Here is an 18,788-nt window from a genome sequence, read left to right on the forward strand (position 1 = left end):
AATAGCTCGATGCCAGGTAAAACATTTGCTCCGCTGACCAGTGTGTCAGCCCTTTACCAGTAGTACTGGCTTGAAGCCTGCTGCTGGAGAGATAGAAAAGCCACCCCTAGGGGTGGCTTTTTTGTTGGCGGGATCAGCCCTGCCGATTCCGTCAAGAACGATGCACGTGCACCTGCTTCCATGTGCCGTTTTGGCGCTGCCAGACGCGGGTTTCGCAGCAGCTGGTCGTCATCGGTTCTCCACCGGCCAGGCGTTGGGTAAGGCGGGTGTAGCTCAACACCACGGCGTCTTCGCTGAGCCAACGCAGGTGCGGGCGTGCCATCGACACATTCACCGGATTGGCGTTGCTATCAGCGGGCAGCTCGAAGTAGTAGCGATGGAACGGCAGGCCTTCCGCCAGCACGCCGTTGGTTTCCGCTTCGAAGCAGCTCAGGTCGTCGTCGCAAAAGGCTGCATAGCTTCTCCAGTCGCCCTTTGCCACGCTCTCGAGCATGGCCTGGTTCAGGCTCAGGATGTCGCGATCACGATCGGTGGGAGACATCGGCTCAGGTGATCTGGCTGTAATCACTGATCCTCTCAAACAAGCCTGCATCGCGCCCGGGATTGCCCTCACGGTCGCTGAAGAGCGCTGCCATACCCGCTTCTGCGGCGGCCGTGATCTCCGCCAACGAGTCGCTGATGAACAGCACCTGGGCTGGCACAGCCCCCATGGCGGCGGCGATGGCGGTGTAGCTGCCGGGCACCTGTTTTGGCCCGGTGCGCGTGTCGAACCAGTGCCGGAACAGCCCGCGGAGATCTCCTGCCTGGCAGTGGCCGTAAAGCAACTGCTGAGCCGCCACCGACCCTGACGAGTACACCGCCAGAACTTTCTGTTGGTGGTGCCACTGCTTGAGTGCGGCGGGAACATCGTGGAACAGGGGTGCCACGATGTCGCCTTGGCTGTAGCCGGCCTCCCAGATGCGGCCCTGCAGGTCCTTGAGGGGAGTGAGTTTCACATCATTGTCGATCAGCCACTCCAGATAGGGCACCACATCCGTTCCCTCGCCCCGGCTAACTCGCAGTGCCATGGCCTCTGGGTGGGTGTCGCTAGCCCAGGCCTGATCAACGGCTTCAACGAGATCCTGTAGATCCGGATCATGGGCGTTCGCCTCGCAGTAGCTGGCCAGTCGTGCCCGGGCATAGGGGAACAGCACCTCGGCCACAAAGCTCACCGGGCAGGTGGTGCCCTCGATGTCCAGCAGGAGGTGGGTGATCTCTGGGGCTAGAGGCGTCATCGTGCAGCTCCCTGGAGCATGGCCTCCAGTAGCAGCTCCCGCCAGCGCTGCTCCAGCAGAAACTCCAGGATCTCCAGGTGTCGCATGGCCGTGTCGAGATCACGGCCCCAGGCATAGAGACCATGGCCGGCGATCAGCAACCCATGGGGCGCATCGCTGAGGTGGAGCCTCGCTTTGATCGACAGTCGCGGCAGATCCTGATCATTGGCCAGCACCGGAATCCGGGCCTCCGTGGCGTGGGTGCGGAAGCCCTCCAGCCCCTTCAGCATTTCCAGATCGGCCACCACGAGTTCCCCTGTGCCAGGGTCGCTGCTGGTTGTACGACTGCGGATCACCCAGTTCGACAGCAGAGTGCCGGCTTGGGAGTGGGTGTGGAGCACGGCCCCGGCGTCGCAACTGGTGATGATTGCCAGGTGCAGGGCCGTTTCAGCGCTGGCCTTGCCGGTGCCAGCAATCACCTGGCCCCGCTGGTCCACGCTGATCAGATCTGCTGGGGCCACCCGACCCTTGTGCACCCCGCTCGGGGCCATCAGCAGTTGCAGGGGATCCCGCTCCACCACACAACTGAAATTGCCGCCGGTGCCGTCGCACCAGCCACGGCGATGGATCTCCGCCATGGCGGCCGTGAGGCTAGGGGCCAGGGCCTCGGTCACAGGCGGGCGCGTGTCTGAGGGCATTGTGGGATGCGGCGGTGCGCTTTCCGGGACGCGAGGGGGGGTGAGGGTTGTTCAGCTCTGGCAACTGGGGCACCAGTGGCTGCTGCGCCCACCGAGCTTGTCGCGGCGGATGGGAGTGCCACAGAGCCGGCAAGGTTCGCCGCTCCGGCGATACACCCAGGCCGCGTTGCCGTAGTTGCCGTTGGTGCCGGTGAGGTCGCGAAAGTCGCTGAAGGTTGTACCGCCCACGCCGATGCTGGTTTCCAGTACCTCGACAAGCGCGGCGTGCAGCCTCTCCAGTTTTGGGCGGCCTATCCGGCCACTGGGGGTGTGCGGGGCAATGCCGCTCATGAACAGCGACTCATCGGCATAGATATTGCCCACTCCAGCCACCAGGGCCTGATCCAGCAGGGCGTTCTTGATCGGGCGGATGGATCCTGCCAGTTTCGATTTCAGATAGCTGGGATCGAAGGCGTTGCTGAAGGGCTCTGGGCCGAGTTTCTTGAGCCCGGTGATCACGGATTCCAGGGGGGCACCGGGGGGCACCCACCACATCTCGCCGAAGCTGCGGGTGTCTACGAAGCGCAGCTCCTGGCCGTTGCGATTCCAGATCTGAACGCGCGTGTGGGAGCAGGGCGGCTGCGCATCCGTCATCCAGAGGAACTGGCCGGTCATGCGCAGGTGCACTCCCCAATGGCCGGCGTCTTGGCCCTCCTGGCTCAGTTCCGCGAGCAGGTACTTGCCACGCCGTTTCCAGGCTTCTACGCGACAGCCCTCTAGGGCCGCGCAGAACAGCACAGGCTCTGGGGGAGCGGCAATGGCCCTGGCCCGCCGCACCTCGACCCGGGCGATCTCGAAGCCCACCACCTGGCGTTCCAGGCCGCGGCGAACGGTTTCAACCTCAGGCAGTTCGGGCAAAGGCTGGCCAGGTGGCGCATGGGGTTCCGCCAGGCTGCCATGCAGCCCATGGGGCCTCTTCACAAAGATCCCCGGCCTGGACTCCAGGCCGGGGATGGGGGTCACCTGGGGTGATTTCAGACGTGCCCGTGGGATCAGGCCTTGTCGAGTTCGCTCTCGGCGAAGTTGTTGGTGTTGATGCCGCCTTCAGAACCACTGAAGCCGTTGTAGTTCACCTTCTCGAAGCGCACCACCACGGGGTAGCGGATACCGGAGGTGTCGATCGAAGCGACGGTGCCGACTTCGTTGAACCAATAGGACTCAGGACGCTTGATGCGCACCTTGTCGCCGCGGGAGATGGCCATCGCTGCGCTGATGAGGTGTGGCTGTCAGAGCGAATGTACCCGCCCTCGACGGGCCTAGCCGCCAGCCGTCACGAAACGTGGCACCATCGACCTCCCTGTTCCAGAGCTCCCATGCCCGAGGCCCCGGCCCTCAGCCTCGAGTTGCCAGATCCCGAGAGCGACACCATCAGCTCGATGGAGTTTCTCGCCCGCATTGAGGAGGCCTGGGCGGTGTGCGACCGCTTCGATCTCCAGACCGAGATCTGGCGAGGGCGCATTCTCAAGGCCGTGCGCGATCGGGAACGCCGCGGCGGCGAGGGCCGGGGCGGTGGTTTCCTGCAGTGGCTGCGGGAGCAGGAGATCAGCAAGACCCGCGCCTATGCCCTGATTCAGCTGGCGGAATCCGCCGACGCCATGCTCGGTGAGGGGGTGATCGAGCAGACCAGCGTGAACAACTTCTCCAAGCGGGCTTTCATGGAAACGGCCCAGGCCGACCCTGAAGTGCAGTTGATGATCGGCGAAGCCGCTAACGAGGGCCAGCAGATCACCCGCAAGCAGGTGCGTCAGCTCACCGATGAATTCACGGCCGCCACCAGCCCCCTGCTGCCGGAGGAGATCCGCCAGCGCACGGCTGAGAACCTGCTACCCCCGCGGGCTGTGGCCCCCCTGGTGAAAGAGCTGGCCAAACTGCCGGAAGATCAGCAGGACGACCTGCGCAAGGTGCTGCGCGAGGAGCCTGAGCTAGAGCGGGTCAAGGATGTGACCAGCACGGCCCGCTGGCTCAGCAAGGCCGCTGAAGCGGGCCTGGCGGTGCGGGCCTTCCAGCAGGGGGAACTCGACCTCCCCAAGGCCATGCAGGAGGCTCAGCGGCTCGATGCCCTTGGGTTGCTGGCGGACGCGGTGGGCCAGGCCCAGGCCCTGGAAAGTGCCGTGCTCAAGTTGCATACCAGCTGGCGTCGCCTGGGGGGGCTGCAGGAGCGCCTCTGGGTGGAGAGCGGCAGCAGTACCCCCCACCTGCGGGAGCTGCTCAATGCCCTGCAGACCCTCAGTGGCAGCACCTTGCGGGTGTCCCTCGGGGAACTGGCCGGTGGGAAGCGGGTGAGGCTGCAGCTGGTGGAGGAATCGCCGGATCAGCTGGAGGCTCCGCCTATCCCCGTGGTGGGACAGGCCGGTTAAGGTCGCGCCAGGAGCAGCAGCGGTGAACGGTGGGGCGCGCCAACACACCAGCGCCTGACGCGAGCTCCGATCCCCTCGAGCAGGCCCTACTCAGCTATTTCGGCTGGCCCAGTTTTCGGCCTGGCCAGCGGCCTGTGGTGGAGGCCATGCTCCAGGGTCGGGACTGCCTGGCCGTTCTGCCCACCGGGGCTGGCAAATCCCTGTGTTATCAGCTGCCGGCCCTGGTGCGGGAGGGGCTGGTGTTGGTGGTGTCACCTCTGGTTGCCCTGATGGAAGACCAGGTGCTGCACCTGCAGCGCCGCGGTATTCCTGCGGCCTGCCTGCATCAGGGTCTGGATCCGGGACGACGGCGGCAGTTGCTGGAGCGGGTGCGCGAGAACCGCCTGCGGCTGCTCTACCTGGCACCCGAGCGCCTGCGGGTGGAGGCCACCCGGCGCCTGCTGGAGGAGATTCAGGACGAGGGACATCTGGTGGCGGTGGCGGTGGATGAGGCCCACTGCATCAGCGCCTGGGGCCACGATTTCCGCCCGGACTACCGCCGGCTCGGCAGCTTGCGGCAACTCTGCCCGGGCGTTCCCCTGGTGGCCCTCAGTGCCACGGCTGCCCCCCGGGTTCGGGCTGATCTGATTCGGATGCTGGAGTTGCGGCGGCCGTTGATCCAGGTGCGCTCGGCCCGGCGGGAGAACCTCTCCTATGCCATGCGGCGGCGCCCCAAGGATCCCCTGCCGGACGTGTTGGAGGCCCTGGGCCTGGCCCGCGGTGCGGTGTTGATCTACGCCCGCACCCGTCGCTCGGTAGAAAGCTGGGCCAAGCGGCTCTCGGAAGCGGGGATCGAGGCGATCGCCTATCACGCTGGCATGGATCCGGAGAGTCGTTCCCTCTCGTTGACCCATTTCCAGGAGCATCCTGCGCCGGTGCTGGTGGCCACCGTGGCCTTTGGCATGGGGGTGGATCGGCCGGACGTGGGCCTTGTGCTGCACCTGGATCTGCCCGCCAGTGCCGAGGGCTATCTGCAGGAATCGGGCCGGGCCGGGCGGGATGGGTTGCCGGCCCGCTGCCTGGTGCTGTTCGACCCCGACGACCGCACCAGCCTCGGTTGGGCAATCCGGTCCGCGGGCCAGCAGGGGAGCGAGACCACACCCGATCCCCTACGCCTGGAGCTGTCCCAGCAGCAGCTCCGCCGCATGGAGGCGGTGGCCGAGGGGCCGGGCTGCCGCGAGCAGGCACTGCTGCTGGCTGTGGGGGAGCTGGTGCCCCCGTGCGGCCGCTGCGATCGCTGCCTCTCCAGGCCTGCCCTGGTGGACTGGTCTCAGGAGGTGGGCCAGGTGCTGGAGTTGCTGGAGCAACGCAGAGGCACGGATCTGCGCAGCCTCGGGGACGACCTCGCCTCCGCTGAAGGTGCGGAGGTGGACCGCTGGCGTTGGCTGGCCCGGCGGCTGGTGCAGGAAGAGCTGATCAGCGAGAGCGATGACGGTAGCCAGCGGCTCTGGCTCAAGCCGGCGGGTCGCCGGTTCCTGCGCCAGCCCTGGCCCCTGAAACTCGCCGCCTGATCAGCCTGATCAGCTCTGTTTGGCCTTGCAGAGATCGGTGATCAACTGCTCTTCAAAGTCGCTCTGGGGGGCATCCCAGCTCTTCCAGGTGCCGGACTGACCGGTGGCATTGAGCCGGCGGGCACTGCAGTTAATGGCCAGGTAGAGGGGTTGACCATCGCTGTTAAGGCTGGGGGCCACAAAGCTGCCGCCCATGGGCTGCCAGTTCGCCCAGTCCACCTGCAGGGGGCCGTAGCTGCGCCAGTCGGGGGTGCTGGGCTTGGCGGTGGCGGCCACCGGCTTCGCCGCGGCGGGCTTGGGGGCAATGGCCACCGGTTGGACCTGCGGCGTGGGCTGCACCACCGGCTTGGCGGCCACGGGCTGGACGGTTGGTTGAACGGCAGGCTTCACGGCTGGTTTGGCGGCCACGGGCTTGGCGACCACTGGTTTAGGGGCTGCGGGTTTGGCCGCGGCGGGTTTCACCGCGACGGGCTTGGCGGCCGGTTTCGGCGCGGTGGCCGTGCGCAGCTTCAGGGTTGAGCCGGCCATCAAGGCATTGGGTTTGGCCAGGCCGTTGAGGCCGGCCAGCCGCTCCATGGGCACGCCATAGAGATCCGCAATTTCCGAGAGGGTCTCACCCGGCATCACCTTGTGCTCCTTGGCGTTGCGGTTCACCGCGGGCTTGGCGGCAGTGGCGCGCGCCGTGCTGGCCGGTCCCGGCACCTGGATCCGACTGCCTGCCCAGAGATCCTTGGCGTCCTTGAGGCCGTTGAGTTGCATTAGGCGCTGCACGGAAACGCCGTAGCGCTCGGCAATTTCGGAGAGGGTTTCGCCGGGCTTCACCGTGTAGTTGCCTGCACCGCCGCTGCCGCCGCTGCCGCCGGTGCGGCCGGGGCTGGCACTACCGGCACCCGGCACCTGGATGCGACTGCCGGCCCAGAGGTCCTTGGCATCCTTGAGGCCGTTGAGCTGCATCAGCCGTTGCACGGAAACGCCGTAGCGCTCGGCAATTTCGGAGAGGGTTTCGCCAGGCTTCACCACCACCTCGCCGGCCAGGCCCGGCAGGGGCAGCAGCAGGGCGAGAACCAGGGCGGCAGCGGAGCGGCGCATGGAGGGAGTGGGTGGGCGATGGGCTGAACATTAAGGAGATCCGAGGGCTGCGCCAGTCCCCGGGAGGCACTGAATTCAATTCAGCCCAGCAGGCGGCGGAGCAGCGGTAACCGGTCGCCGTAGGGCGGGTAGCGAAAAGGGGTATCCAGGCGGAAGGGACGCCGCAGCACGGCGCGTTGGTGGGAGAAGGTGTCGAAGCCCGCTTTGCCGTGGTACGCCCCCATGCCGCTGGCGCCCACTCCCCCGAAGGGCAGGTTTGGTACCCCCACGTGCATGATCACGTCGTTGAAGCACACCCCACCGGAACTGGTGCCCTGCAGTAGCTGCTCCTGGGCTGCCCTCTGGCTGGAAAAGAGATAGAGCGCCAGGGGTTTGGGCCGCTGGTTGATCAGGCTGATGGCGCTCCCCAGGTTGGGGATGGAGAGCACGGGCAACAGCGGCCCGAACAGCTCCTCCTGCATCAGGGGGTCGTCGAGACTCTCCACCGCGATCAGGGTGGGGGCGATGCGGCCCCGACCGGCATCGCTCTGGCCCCCCCAGAGGATCTGCCCCCGTTGGCGCGCGCCCTCCAGCAGCCCCGACAGGCGTTGGAACTGGCTGGCGTTCACGATCGAGGCCAGGTCGGGGGAGTTGAGGGGATCGTTGCCGAAGCAGGCCGTGAGCCGCTCCTGCATCAGGCGGATCAGGGGCTCGCGGATCCCCTCCTGCACCAGTAGGTAGTCGGGCGCGATGCAGGTTTGTCCGGCGTTGAGGGCCTTGCCCCACACCAGACGCCGCGCCGTCACTGTCAGGTCGGCGTCAGCCAGCACCACGGCCGGGCTTTTCCCCCCCAGCTCCAGGGTCACCGGGGTGAGGTGCTGGGCCGCGGCGGCCATCACCAGCCGCCCCACCCTCTCGCCGCCTGTGAAAAAGATGTGATCGAACCGCTCCTGCAGCAGCGCCTGGGCCGTGTGGCCATCACCCAGCACCACCTGCACGGTGTCCGGAGGGAAGGCGGTGGTGATCAGATCGGCGATCAATTGCGCGGTGGCCGGTGCCTGTTCCGAGGGTTTCAGCACGGCGGTGTTGCCCGCCGCCAGGGCACTCACCAGCGGTTGGATGCAGAGGTGGAACGGGTAGTTCCAGGGGCCGATGATCAGCACGCAGCCCAGGGGTTCGCTGATCACCTCCGCGGAGCCGGGTTGGAGGCTCAGGGGCACGCCCACCCGGCGTGGGGCCATCCAGCGCCGCAGCTCCCGGCGGCTGAGCTGAATCTCCTGTTGCACGGCCACCAGCTCGAAGTAGGCCTCAACCGGTGGCTTGCCCAGGTCGTGGGCGAGGGCGGCCAGCACCGCATCGCCATGGGTTCGCACTGCCCGCTCCAGTCGTTCCAGCTGGGCCAGGCGCCAGGCCAGCGGGCGTGTCAGCCCGTCGCTCACCGGTTGGCGTAGGGCGGTGATCGGTGGCTGGGTTGGGCTGGAGACCATGGGTGCTGGGGCTCTGGGTGGGTTCAGAGCAGCCACCTCAGGTCGGTGAGGTGACGGTAGTGCTGCCGATAGGCCTGCTGGATCGCCTGGATCAAGTGTGTGATGGCTGCATGGGCGAGCAGATCGGCCTGCACCAGGATCACATCGGCATCCATGATCCCGGTGGCATAGGGCAGTGGGGCTAACTCCAGGTGCGGCTGGAGCCAGGCCCGGCCGATCGGGTGGGTCACCACCAGGTGGCGCTGATCACTGCAGCTGCCCTCCCACTGCTGCCAGGTGTAGCGGGTGATGGTGTGGGGTGTGCGCCAGAGCCCCAGCCTCCGCAGGGCGCTGCTGGTGTGGGGAAAGTCGGCTGGATTGGCGGCCAGGGAGGGATAGGCGGCAAACCGGGCGGGGCCAAGATCGATGGTCTGCTGCAGGGGATGCCGGGGGTGGGTGGTGACGGCCAGCTCGTACTGCACCAGCGGCAGGGCCACCAGGTTCCCCAGGGCCAGGGGCTGCCTCTGCCGGAGGGTGGCGGTGTTCAGGGGGGCCGTGGGCAGCAGATCCAGTACCGACACCACCGCCAGATCCAGCACGTGCTGTTCCAGCAGCACCAGGGTGCGCTGCTCCCCAAACCAGGGCCGCTCCAGGGCCGGCGGATGCCGATCGCTTGTCATGGTTTGGATGGCGCGGTTCCAGGGGGAGCCCACCCAACGCAGATCCTCTGGCGCCTGGTGGATCCGCAGCCGCTGCGACGAACGCCGCAGATCCTGAAGCAGGGTGTGGTCGCCTAGGGCCCGGTACTGGCCGTCGGGCTGTTTGGCGAAATTGAGGCCCAGCCGGGTGCTCACCTGCCGGTAAATGCGCGACACGGAGCTCTGATCGCGCTTGATCTGGAGTGCCACCTCTTGGGTGCTGGGGGTGATCTCCAGCAGATCGATCACGGGGATCCCGTCGAGGAGGATGTCGGGCATGGCGATCGGGCCGACTGGGAGCCGCTGTGGCCCGTGAGGGGGATATGCCAAGAGTGCATGCACTAATGCACTGAATCAATGCCCAGTGGTGGGTAGGCCGTGTCAGCCGGTGGTGGTGAAGGCCTGAAACACCAGGTCCACCTGGGCTCCACCCTTTGCACTCGTGCCCAGTTCCACGCTGCCGCGGTGGTTCTCCATGGTGGTGCGCACCACAAACAGCCCCAGGCCGCTGCCGTTGCTCTTGGTGGTGTGCAGCGGGTGCACCACGGTGGCATCGCCCTGGAAGCCTGGGCCGTTATCGGCCACCTGGAGCCGCCACTGCTGCTGCTCCCGTTGCAGGCTGACGCCGATCCATGGGGCGCTGGTGGTGCTCCCCGCCACGGCTTCCGCCGCATTGCGCAGCAGGTTCACGATGGCGATCTGGATCTGGGCGGCGTCGCCCTCGATCCAGGCTGGTGCCGCTGGGTTCTGATCCAGGTCCGAGCTGTCGATGCCGAGGCGGGCGGCGGCGGTGCCGGTGCGGGCATACAGCACGGCACTTTGCGCGACGGCCCGCAGGTCGAGCCGTTGGTGCTCCGTCTGCACGTTGCGCAGCAGGCTGCGCATCTTTTCGATGGTCACCACCACCCGGTTGGCTTCGTCCCGGATGCTGTGGAGTTGTTCGCGCCAGGCGGCGGGGAGTTCACGGCCGTCGTCTGCCCGGGCCCGCTCCAGCAAGAGCTGGCTATTGAGCAGCAGCACGCTGAGGGGCTGATTGATTTCGTGGGCCACCGCGGCCGCCTCGAGGCTGCTGCGCAGCTTGTCCTTCAGCAGGGCCAGGGTCTGGGCATCGCGGTAGCGCTCGCGCTCCATCAACTGGCGCAAGCTCTCTTCCCTTTGGCGGAGTTCGCCGGTGAGGGTGTTGAAGCGGGCCACCAACTGGCTGATGGAGGCCTCCAGGCTGGCCATCTCCTCGCCGGCATCACGGCCGAGCTGGCTCTGCAGGCTCAGGGTGGCCTGGGGGTTCTGATCCTCGAGGCTCTGGCTCACCTGCTGGGCAGCGCCCTGCAGTTGCCTGAGGGGCAGGAGCAGGGAGCGGATCAGTCGGTTCAGCACCCACAGAGCTACCGCCAGGGCTGCACTGGTGGCGGCCAGGGCCACCCAGGCATCGCGCTCGCTGTTGGTGGCCCTGGAATCGGCAGCGATGGCGGTGAGCAGGAGCCAGTTGAGCCCTTCTTGCCGTCCCCAGGGGCTGGCTTCGATCACATAGGAATGCCTGCCCACACGCACCCGTTCGGGATCGGTGGTGCGCAGGGCCTGCGGTTCCGCCGGGTGCGCTTCAAAGAAGGCGCGCCGGAGCTCCTGGGCCAGGGGATCCTTCACGTTCTGGAGGGCGGCGCGGGCCAAGCGGCCATTGACGCGCTCCAGGGTGTAGCTGGGCCTTGAGCTGGCCACCAGCCTGCCGTCGGGCTCCACGATCAGAGCCAGGCCATCGCGGTATCGCCACACGCCTTGCAACCAGGTGCTCAGTTGACTGAGCACCATGTCCACCCCAATCACGCCGATTAAGCGTTGGCCCGGTCCATAAATCGGCGCGTTGTAGGAGATCGAGAAGATCTCCGGCTTGTCCTCCCAGGAGTAGATCGAGCTCCATGTGGGCTTGCCGGATTTCACTGTGTCGGCGTACCAGGCCTCCTCGTGGAAGGCGTTCATGCCGGGGATCGTCTCCAGCAGCTTCCCCCGCTTGCCGTTGCGCTCCATGGCGTAAACGCCGAGGGTTCCACGGCCCAGTTTTGGGGTGTCTTCATTCAGCAGCAGCTGGCCGTCATCGGTGCGTTCAATGCCGATGAACTCGCCGCCGGCGCTGCCGTAGTTGATGTAGGGCACGGGAAACACCTGCATCTGGCGCCAGAACACCTGGCTGAGATGGTTGAAATCCTTCAGGGTTTCGGGGTTGGTGGTGACCTCCAGCAGGTTGAGATCGTTGATGGTGCGAGGAAAGCTGAGCTTCTGTGAGAGCCGTTCCGATAGCTCCCGGATCGAGGCATTGCGCCGATAGAGCTCGCTCACCTGCAGGCCGCTGCGCTGGCCTAGCGCATAGGTGAGGCCACTGAGGCTGCCTGCCACCAGCAGCAGTTGCAGCCCGGTCGCCAGGCCCAGCCTGCTTCCCAATCGCTGGGGCCAGGCGTTCATCGGTCGTCTCCAGGCTATGGGCTGAGCTCGCCCAACAGGGCTGCCTGCCGGATCAGTTCGGCACCCCGCACCCCCAGCTTCTGGGCGATGGCCTTGCGGTGGGTTTCCACGGTGGCCACGGTGAGGGCGGTGGCCCGGGCGATCTCCTTGTTGCTCAGTCCCTGGCCGATCAGGCCGTAGATCTGCTGTTGCCGCGGGGTGAGTTGCGGCTTCGGTTGGTCCAGGCAGGTGGCGATCACCTGCTGGAGTGTGCTGAAGGCGGCGGTCTTGTCCACCACGCCCCGCACCATGGGCTGCAGGTGTGCCGGACAGATGAAGCTGGAGGCCTGGCCGGAGAGCACCACCAGCTGGGCCCTGGGATTCAGCTGGGCGAGGCTGTCCGCCACGGCAATGCCATCCCCGTCCGGCAAGGAGAGATCCAGGAGCAGCAGGTCGGGTGGGTCGGTCTGGCAGTAGGCCAGGGCCTCTGCTTGGCTGCTGGCCACGGCGCTGATCTCGATCCCCGGCAGCGCCTGAAGCATCGAGCGCAGGAGCTGTAGGAACATCAGCTGGTCTTCGACGATCAGACAGCGCAAGGGCCGCTCTGGGTACGTGCCATCACAATGGAACGTACCCACAACTTTGGCCTTTTGCTCTGAGGGATGGCCATGATTTGAAAGCCCTTGACGAGACTTGAACTCGTGACCTCTCCCTTACCAAGGGAGTGCTCTACCGCTGAGCTACAAGGGCATGTGGAAGGTGGGCCGGGCTGGATTTGAACCAGCGTAGGCAGAGCCAGCGGATTTACAGTCCGCCCCCATTAACCACTCGGGCACCGACCCGAACCACACCCCAAGAATTTACCAGCCGGCCTGGCGGCCCCCCGCAGAACTCAGGGGGAGCGGGCCTTGGCTCCTCTCTTTACGATCGACCGCAGTGGCGTCCGGTTCGCCGGTGCAATCCCTCCCGCCGGTGCAATCCATGCGCGTGTTGCTGCTCAACGGTCCCAACCTCAACCTGCTGGGCCTGCGGGAGCCTGGGCTCTATGGCGCCCAAACCCTGGCCCAGATCGAGGCGGCCCTGGCCGAGCGGGCCGGAGCCTTGGGGGTGGAGTTGGAGTGCTTCCAGAGCAACCATGAAGGCGCCCTGGTGGACCGCATCCATGCGGCCCGCGCCGCCGCGGACGGCATCCTGATCAACGCCGGAGCGTTCACCCACACCTCCGTGGCCCTGCGCGATGCCCTGCTGGGGGTGGCCATTCCCTATGTGGAGCTGCACCTGAGCAACGTGTACGCCCGCGAGCCTTTTCGGCACCACTCCTTTCTGGCCGACAGGGCCGTGGGGGTGATCGGTGGCTTCGGCCCCACCAGCTACAGCCTGGCCCTTGAGGGGCTGGTGGCCCACCTGCACGCCCAGGCCCCAGCATGAGCACCGCCCGGGTGAAGTGGCTGGTGGCCCCCAGCAGTGTTAGCTGGCTGGAGCAGGCCAAGGCCCGGCCGGATCTGGTGCTGATCGATCACGCCCATTGCGAGCGCAAGGCGGCTGGTGTGGCCCTGCAGCTGATGTTCCGCTACCCCTCCGATGAAGGGTTGGGGGCGGCGCTCAGCCCACTGGCTCGGGAGGAGTTGGAGCACTTTGAGCTGGTGCTGCAGCTCCTGCAGCGGCGCGGCATGGCCCTGAGGCCGCTGCCCGCGCCCGGGTATGGGGCCCAGCTCACGGCGGCGGTTCGCAAGGGTGAGCCCCACCGCATGCTGGATTCCTTCCTGGTGGCCGGCTTGATTGAGGCCCGCAGCCATGAACGCATGGCGCTGCTGGCGGCCCACAGCCTGGAGCCGGAGCTGCGCGATCTCTACGCCGACCTGCTAGCCAGTGAAGCCCGCCACTTCGGCCTCTATTGGCTGCTCTGCGAAGAGCGCTACGGGCGCGAGGCCACCGTGGCGCGGCTGCAGGAGCTGGCGGCTGTGGAGGCGCAGGCACTGAGCGGCGTGTTGCTGAACCCGGAGGAGGTCCGCATGCATTCGGTGGGACTGGCCGATTAGGTCTGCCAGCCGAAACCGAGCCTGGGAATCCTCCCCAGCACTCTTCAATCCAGCAGCGGGAACCGCTGGGCGATGGGATCGCCACTGAACTGGGCTACCCAGCCCTCAGGATTGTCGAAGAAGCGGATCGCGCAGAACTGGGGAGCGCTGCCCATGTCGAACCAGTGCTTGGTGCCGGCGGGCACGCTGATCCAGTCGCCTGTTTCGCAGAGCACCTGCAGCACCTCCTCGCCGATGTGCAGGCAGAACAGGCCGCGCCCTTCCACGAAGAAGCGCACCTCATCTTCCGCGTGGATGTGCTCGGAGAGGAATTTCTGGCGCAGGGCCGCCCGCTCCGGGTGCTCCGGTGTCATCCGGATGGCATCCACCGTGGGGTAAGTGCCGCTCGCCTGCACCCGCGCGATCTGGGCGGCGTAGGCGGCCAGGATGGCGGTGGGGTCGGCATCGGCAGCCAGGTTCACGGGGGCTTCCCAGCGCTCAAAGCCGATGCCCCGTTCCGCCAGGGCTTCGGCGATCAGGCTGGGATCGTTGCTGGCCAGGGTTGGAATTGGATCTTCAGCGGCCATGGCCGGAAAGATCTGCAGATGACTCATCGGGCCGATCCGCACAGCTGCTCCACCCTAGAAAGGGGCCTGCAGTGACCCCCCGCGTGAGCTCGGCCGATCCACTGAGAGCCCCGGCACTGCAGGCTGGGCTCACCTTGGTGGGTGTGGGGCCTGGGGATCCCAACCTGCTCACCGTGGCGGCCGTGCGCACCATCGGGGCGGCGGCGGTGGTGGCCTACCCCGTGGCGCGACCGGAGTCGGAGGGCATGGCGGCCCGCATTGCGGCCCCCTGGATTCGCCCCGATCAGCGCCGGCTGCCGCTGCTGTTCCCGATGGTGAGCGAGGCGGAACCGCGCCGGCTCGCCTGGCACGCCGCTGCCGATGCCCTGGCCGCCGAGGTGGCGGCCGGCCAGGCCGTTGTGCTGCTGTGTGAGGGCGATGCCTCCCTGTTCGCCAGCGCCTCCTATGCCCTCTTGGCCCTGGCCGAGCGGCATCCCACCTGCCCGGTGGCGGTAATCCCTGGCATCACGGCGGTGGCTGCCGCCGCCGCGGCTGGCCGCTGGCCGCTGGCCCTGCAGCAGGACGCCCTGCTGGTGCGCCCCACCCCTGAAACCCCCGCGCAGATGGAGGCGTTGCTGGACAACGCCCGGGACACCGCCATGGTGCTGGCCCTTCTCAAGCTGGGGCACCGCTGGGCCTGGGTGCGGCCGATCCTGGAGGCCCGGTGCCTGTTGGCAACGGCGTTGTTCGCCCAGCGGGTGGGCTGGCCCGACCAGCTGCTGGCGCCTGCGGCCGAGGTGCCCGGCAACGAGCAGCCCTACTTTTCACTCCTGTTGATTCGGCAGGTTTGGCCGGACGTGCTGCCCTGAGCCCATGACACCTGCCCACTGGTTCGCCCTGCTGCACCCGGTACTGATGATCCTGTTCGTGTACCCGGTGGTGGGGGCCACGATCCGGCTGGGGATCCTGGTGCGCGAGCAGCGGCTGGGCATCACCCAGCAGCCCGCCCTAGTGCCGGTGGAACACGCCGACCACGGCCGCTGGGTGACCAGCGGCACGGTGGTGGCGGTGCTGATCGCCCTGGTGTGGAGCTACGGGGTGCACGCGGTGCCCGTGGTGCGCTTGCTGCCCCTGTTGGCAGTGGTGGCGGGCTGTCTGGGTAGCTGTCTGGCCCTGTGGTGGGTGAAGGCGCCGGGCCTGCGGGCTGCCTTTGCCTTGCTCTGCTGGTTCGCCCTGCTGGCCCTGGGCCTGCAGCCGGAGGTGTGGCGCCTCAGCGACAATCCCCTGGGCGCCGCTTTCTGGGGCTCCCACTACTGGAGCGGTTGGCTGCTCTGCGGCCTACTGCTGTTTGGCATGGCGGCCAAGCCCGAGATCGCCAGCTCCCTGCGGCTGCGGCGGCTGCACGTGAGTGCGGCGGTGCTGATGGCGGTGCTCCTGGCGGTTCAGGCCATCACCGGCAGCCGCGACCTATGGCAGATGGGAGCTGGCGGTTAGCCCATCAGCGACTCCTGTGCCCGCTCCAGCAGCTCCTGGGCGTCTGCTGGGGTGGGCGCGCGCATCAGGGCATGGCGCAGCTGGGGTGCGCGGGGGAAGCCCTGGCAAGTCCAGCCCATGTGTTTGCGGGCGATCAGCAGCCCGTGGTCGCCCTTGGCAGCCACCAGGGCCGCGAGCTGTTCGGCGGCCAGCTGGATGCGCTCGCGGGCCGCGGGGGTGGGGGGAATGGGCCGGCCGCTGAGGGCCGCATCGATCTGGCCCACCAGCCAGGGGGCGCCCATGGTGCCCCTGCCAACCATCACGCCATCGGTGCCCGTGATCTCCAGACAGCGCAGGGCATCCTCGGGGCTATTCACATCGCCGTTGGCGATCACGGGGATGGTGAGGGCTGCCTTCACTGCGGCGATGGTGGACCAGTCGGCCTGGCCCTTGAAGCCCTGCTCGCGGGTGCGGCCATGCAGGGTCAGCAGCTGGGCGCCGGCGTCCTCCAGCTGGCGGCACCAGGCCACGGCACTGGCGTTGGGCGCCCCGCACCAGCCCAGGCGCGTCTTCACCGTCACGGGGATCTGCACGGCCGCGGCCACGGTGTCCACGATGCATGCCGCCAGATCGGGGTCGCGGATCAGGCCGCTGCCGCCGCCCTTTTTGGCGATCTTCTTCACCGGGCAGCCCATGTTGATGTCGATCAGGAAGGCGCCGCTGGCTTCCGCCCGCCGCGCGGCCTCGGCCATGGCCTCTGGCCGGTGATCGAACAGCTGCACCCCAATGGGGCCAGCTTCCTGGTGGAGCTCCTCCACTTTCTGCAGCCCGAATCCCAGCTCCAGGCTGGTGGCATTCACCATCTCGGTGAACAGCAGGGCATCGGGGGCCCAGCGCCGCACCAGCCCCCGGAAGATGCGATCGCTCACGCCGGCTAGGGGCGATTGCAGCACCCGGCAGCGCAGGCGCCGTGCCGTGCCGTTTCCGGGCAGCACCAGATCCGGCGAAGGGATGGGAGGGCTGGTCATCGTGGCGCCATTCTGGAGGGGCTCCAGGCCGCCAGCACCCTGTGGAAGCCGCCACTACGCCCGATCCCTACCCCCTGAGCCGTGTGCTGCTGGAGGCGGTGCTGACTGATCGCACCAGTGATCGCTTCGTGTGTGAGCTGATCTGGCCGCGCCTGGGGTACTGGCCCGATGGTTCCGGCACTTGGAGCGCGGGCCCGGCTACGGGGGCGGATTGGCGGGAGTCGTTTCCGATCGAGCCCCAGTTCATCGCCGAGCGGCCCCCCAGCGTGAAGCTCACCCGCTCCATCGCCAAGGAGCACAAACAACTGCTCAAGGAGCAGCTGGGCTTCGCTGGTTACCGCATCGGCGAGCTCTACCCGCGCCGCACCCGCCGCGCCACAGCGGTGAACTGGCTGCTGGCCCACCTGGCGGAGTTGGGTGAGCCCCTGCCCGCTACAGGGCCGGTGCCTCCCTTGCTGGATCAGCCCGCCGATCCGGTGTTGGGCCATCCCGGCGATCGGCCGATCAGCTGATCACACCTGGATGGTGATCGATGGATGCTTGCTCTACACCAGCTGCTGTTGGTGGTTGTAGGCGTAGAGCTTCCGGTCGGACAGGTCGACCACGATTGTGGTGATGAGGTCCACCATGGCGGAGGCTCGCGTGGGCGAGGCAGGGAGACAGAACCCCACGCCCTGGCGAGACTCGTGATGTCCCGACCCGAGACACTCGAAAGGAATACGGCTTCACTGGCCTGTAGGGTCGACAACAGGACAAGTTGTTGAGATAAGCCGTTTTGGCGCTTCCTGTCGTCGCCATCATTGGGCGGCCCAATGTGGGCAAATCCACCCTGGTCAACCGTCTGTGCAAGAGCCGTGAGGCGATCGTGCACGACGAACCCGGCGTGACGCGCGATCGCACCTACCAGGAGGGCTACTGGGGGGATCGCACCTTCCGCGTGGTGGATACCGGCGGCCTGGTGTTCGACGACGACAGTGAATTCCTGCCGGAGATCCGCGAGCAGGCCAACCTGGCCCTGGCGGAAGCTGCCGTGGCGGTGGTGATCGCCGACGGCCAGCAGGGCCTGACGGCGGCCGATGAATCCATCGCCGAATGGCTGCGGGGCCAGAAGGTGCCCGTGCTGCTGGCGGTGAACAAGTGCGAGTCGCCCGATGCCGGCTTGGCCATGGCGGCGGAGTTCTGGAGCCTGGGCCTGGGTGAGCCCTATCCCGTGTCCGCGATTCACGGTGCCGGCACCGGTGATCTGCTCGACAAGGTGGTGGGCTATCTGCCGCCCGTGGAGGAGCAGGAGGGCGAAGAGCCGATTCAGATGGCGATCATCGGCCGCCCCAACGTGGGTAAGTCCAGCCTCCTCAATGCGGTGTGCGGGGAGAAGCGGGCGATCGTGAGCCCGATTCGTGGCACCACCCGCGACACGATTGACACCACCATCGTGCGCGAGGGCAAGCCCTGGAAGCTGATCGACACCGCCGGTATTCGCCGCCGCCGCAGTGTCAGCTACGGCCCCGAATACTTCGGCATCAACCGCAGCTTCAAGGCGATCGAGCGCTCCGATGTGTGCGTGCTGGTGATCGATGCCCTCGATGGCGTTACCGAGCAGGATCAGCGCCTAGCGGGGCGGATTGAAGAAGACGGCCGCGCCTGCGTGATCGTGGTGAACAAGTGGGACGCCATCGAAAAGGACAGCCACACCATGCCGGCCATGGAGAAGGAGCTGCGCTCCATGCTCTATTTCCTGGACTGGGCCCCCATGGTCTTCACCTCCGCCCTCACCGGCCAGCGGGTGGACAGCATCTTTGCCATCGCCACGGTGGCGGTTGAGCAACACCGCCGTCGGGTGAGTACCTCGGTGGTGAATGAGGTGTTGCGTGAGGCGGTGAGCTGGCGTTCGCCCCCCACCAGCCGGGGTGGTCGCCAGGGCCGCATTTACTACGGCACCCAGGTGGCCACACGGCCCCCGAGCTTCACCCTGTTCGTGAACGACCCCAAGCTGTTCGGTGACACCTACCGTCGCTACGTCGAACGGCAGATCCGCGAAGGCCTCGGTTTTGAAGGTTCTCCCCTCAAGCTCTTCTGGCGTGGCAAGCAGGAGCGCGATGCCGAGAAGGATCTGGCGCGTCAGCAGGCCCGCGGCCGCTGAGGCG

General features: G+C 67.1%; 21 protein-coding genes and 2 tRNA genes. 8 read left to right on the forward strand and 15 right to left on the reverse strand.

From position 1 onward, the window contains the following. Positions 1–151: 151 nt before the first annotated feature. The 5 genes from KBZ14_RS11330 to KBZ14_RS11350 form a co-directional block, all read right to left on the reverse strand. Positions 152–541 carry a nuclear transport factor 2 family protein gene (locus tag KBZ14_RS11330; RefSeq protein ID WP_255118445.1) on the reverse strand — a complete coding sequence of 130 codons (390 nt, stop codon included), beginning with the start codon at positions 539–541 and terminating at the stop codon, positions 152–154. Between the two features lie 4 nt (positions 542–545). Further along, positions 546–1,274 carry an acireductone synthase gene (gene mtnC, locus KBZ14_RS11335; protein ID WP_255118446.1) on the reverse strand — a complete coding sequence of 243 codons (729 nt, stop codon included), beginning with the start codon at positions 1,272–1,274 and terminating at the stop codon, positions 546–548. Continuing rightward, on the reverse strand, positions 1,271–1,891 hold the full coding sequence (gene mtnB / locus KBZ14_RS11340) for a methylthioribulose 1-phosphate dehydratase (protein ID WP_255118520.1): 621 nt from the start codon (positions 1,889–1,891) through the stop codon (positions 1,271–1,273). The genes mtnC and mtnB overlap by 4 nt, the downstream gene beginning before the upstream one ends. A gap of 111 nt (positions 1,892–2,002) precedes the next feature. Further along, positions 2,003–2,848, reverse strand: a complete 846-nt coding sequence (locus KBZ14_RS11345) for a DNA-formamidopyrimidine glycosylase (RefSeq protein WP_255118521.1) — start codon at positions 2,846–2,848, stop codon at positions 2,003–2,005. Positions 2,849–2,982: 134 nt separating this feature from the next. Further along, positions 2,983–3,192: a photosystem I reaction center subunit IV gene (locus KBZ14_RS11350; protein WP_190389246.1), complete on the reverse strand. Its 210-nt coding sequence runs from the start codon at positions 3,190–3,192 to the stop codon at positions 2,983–2,985. Positions 3,193–3,303: 111 nt separating this feature from the next. Between KBZ14_RS11350 and KBZ14_RS11355 the strand changes: the two genes are divergently transcribed. Then, on the forward strand, positions 3,304–4,347 hold the full coding sequence (locus KBZ14_RS11355; RefSeq protein WP_255118447.1) for a hypothetical protein: 1,044 nt from the start codon (positions 3,304–3,306) through the stop codon (positions 4,345–4,347). 29 nt (positions 4,348–4,376) lie between these two features. Beyond that, positions 4,377–5,897: a RecQ family ATP-dependent DNA helicase gene (locus KBZ14_RS11360; protein WP_255118448.1), complete on the forward strand. Its 1,521-nt coding sequence runs from the start codon at positions 4,377–4,379 to the stop codon at positions 5,895–5,897. Between the two features lie 9 nt (positions 5,898–5,906). Here the strand turns inward: KBZ14_RS11360 and KBZ14_RS11365 are convergent, their stop codons facing one another. The 7 genes from KBZ14_RS11365 to KBZ14_RS11395 form a co-directional block, all read right to left on the reverse strand. After that, positions 5,907–6,986 (reverse strand): LysM peptidoglycan-binding domain-containing protein, encoded by a 1,080-nt coding sequence (locus tag KBZ14_RS11365; protein WP_255118449.1) that lies wholly within the window; start codon positions 6,984–6,986, stop codon positions 5,907–5,909. 80 nt (positions 6,987–7,066) lie between these two features. Next, positions 7,067–8,452 (reverse strand): aldehyde dehydrogenase family protein, encoded by a 1,386-nt coding sequence (locus tag KBZ14_RS11370; RefSeq protein WP_255118450.1) that lies wholly within the window; start codon positions 8,450–8,452, stop codon positions 7,067–7,069. Positions 8,453–8,475: 23 nt separating this feature from the next. After that, positions 8,476–9,408, reverse strand: coding sequence for a hypothetical protein (locus tag KBZ14_RS11375; RefSeq protein WP_255118451.1), 933 nt, complete (start codon positions 9,406–9,408; stop codon positions 8,476–8,478). Between the two features lie 102 nt (positions 9,409–9,510). Beyond that, positions 9,511–11,580 (reverse strand): ATP-binding protein, encoded by a 2,070-nt coding sequence (locus tag KBZ14_RS11380; protein WP_255118452.1) that lies wholly within the window; start codon positions 11,578–11,580, stop codon positions 9,511–9,513. 14 nt (positions 11,581–11,594) lie between these two features. After that, positions 11,595–12,155 (reverse strand): response regulator transcription factor, encoded by a 561-nt coding sequence (locus KBZ14_RS11385; RefSeq protein ID WP_255118453.1) that lies wholly within the window; start codon positions 12,153–12,155, stop codon positions 11,595–11,597. A gap of 82 nt (positions 12,156–12,237) precedes the next feature. Then, a tRNA-Thr gene (locus KBZ14_RS11390) sits at positions 12,238–12,309 on the reverse strand. A 10-nt stretch (positions 12,310–12,319) separates the two neighbouring features. Beyond that, positions 12,320–12,401: transfer RNA gene (locus tag KBZ14_RS11395), tRNA-Tyr, on the reverse strand. A gap of 139 nt (positions 12,402–12,540) precedes the next feature. Between KBZ14_RS11395 and aroQ the strand changes: the two genes are divergently transcribed. Further along, positions 12,541–12,987, forward strand: coding sequence for a type II 3-dehydroquinate dehydratase (aroQ, locus tag KBZ14_RS11400; protein WP_255118522.1), 447 nt, complete (start codon positions 12,541–12,543; stop codon positions 12,985–12,987). After that, positions 12,984–13,598: a MiaE family protein gene (locus tag KBZ14_RS11405; RefSeq protein ID WP_255118454.1), complete on the forward strand. Its 615-nt coding sequence runs from the start codon at positions 12,984–12,986 to the stop codon at positions 13,596–13,598. Before aroQ ends, KBZ14_RS11405 begins: the two co-directional genes overlap by 4 nt. A gap of 44 nt (positions 13,599–13,642) precedes the next feature. Here the strand turns inward: KBZ14_RS11405 and KBZ14_RS11410 are convergent, their stop codons facing one another. After that, positions 13,643–14,191 carry a 1,2-dihydroxy-3-keto-5-methylthiopentene dioxygenase gene (locus tag KBZ14_RS11410; RefSeq protein WP_255118455.1) on the reverse strand — a complete coding sequence of 183 codons (549 nt, stop codon included), beginning with the start codon at positions 14,189–14,191 and terminating at the stop codon, positions 13,643–13,645. Between the two features lie 56 nt (positions 14,192–14,247). Between KBZ14_RS11410 and cobI the strand changes: the two genes are divergently transcribed. Together cobI and KBZ14_RS11420 are read left to right on the forward strand one after the other, a co-directional pair. Then, entirely contained in the window at positions 14,248–15,012 is a 765-nt protein-coding gene (gene cobI / locus KBZ14_RS11415) for a precorrin-2 C(20)-methyltransferase (RefSeq protein WP_399211133.1), read from the forward strand. Positions 15,013–15,016: 4 nt separating this feature from the next. Continuing rightward, entirely contained in the window at positions 15,017–15,637 is a 621-nt protein-coding gene (locus KBZ14_RS11420; protein WP_255118456.1) for a DUF4079 domain-containing protein, read from the forward strand. Here KBZ14_RS11420 and dusB read toward each other — a convergent pair. Next, entirely contained in the window at positions 15,634–16,644 is a 1,011-nt protein-coding gene (dusB, locus tag KBZ14_RS11425; RefSeq protein ID WP_255118457.1) for a tRNA dihydrouridine synthase DusB, read from the reverse strand. The genes KBZ14_RS11420 and dusB overlap by 4 nt on opposite strands. 41 nt (positions 16,645–16,685) lie before the next feature. Between dusB and KBZ14_RS11430 the strand changes: the two genes are divergently transcribed. Beyond that, positions 16,686–17,156 (forward strand): DUF1823 family protein, encoded by a 471-nt coding sequence (locus tag KBZ14_RS11430; protein WP_255118458.1) that lies wholly within the window; start codon positions 16,686–16,688, stop codon positions 17,154–17,156. 33 nt (positions 17,157–17,189) lie between these two features. Here KBZ14_RS11430 and KBZ14_RS11435 read toward each other — a convergent pair whose 3' ends face one another. Next, on the reverse strand, positions 17,190–17,315 hold the full coding sequence (locus tag KBZ14_RS11435; protein ID WP_255118459.1) for a hypothetical protein: 126 nt from the start codon (positions 17,313–17,315) through the stop codon (positions 17,190–17,192). Between the two features lie 104 nt (positions 17,316–17,419). Between KBZ14_RS11435 and der the strand changes: the two genes are divergently transcribed. Further along, positions 17,420–18,784, forward strand: coding sequence for a ribosome biogenesis GTPase Der (gene der, locus KBZ14_RS11440; RefSeq protein WP_255118460.1), 1,365 nt, complete (start codon positions 17,420–17,422; stop codon positions 18,782–18,784). Positions 18,785–18,788 lie beyond the last annotated feature (4 nt).

It is taken from the genome of Synechococcus sp. HJ21-Hayes, assembly GCF_024345835.1.
In the GTDB taxonomy this organism is placed as follows: domain Bacteria; phylum Cyanobacteriota; class Cyanobacteriia; order PCC-6307; family Cyanobiaceae; genus Vulcanococcus.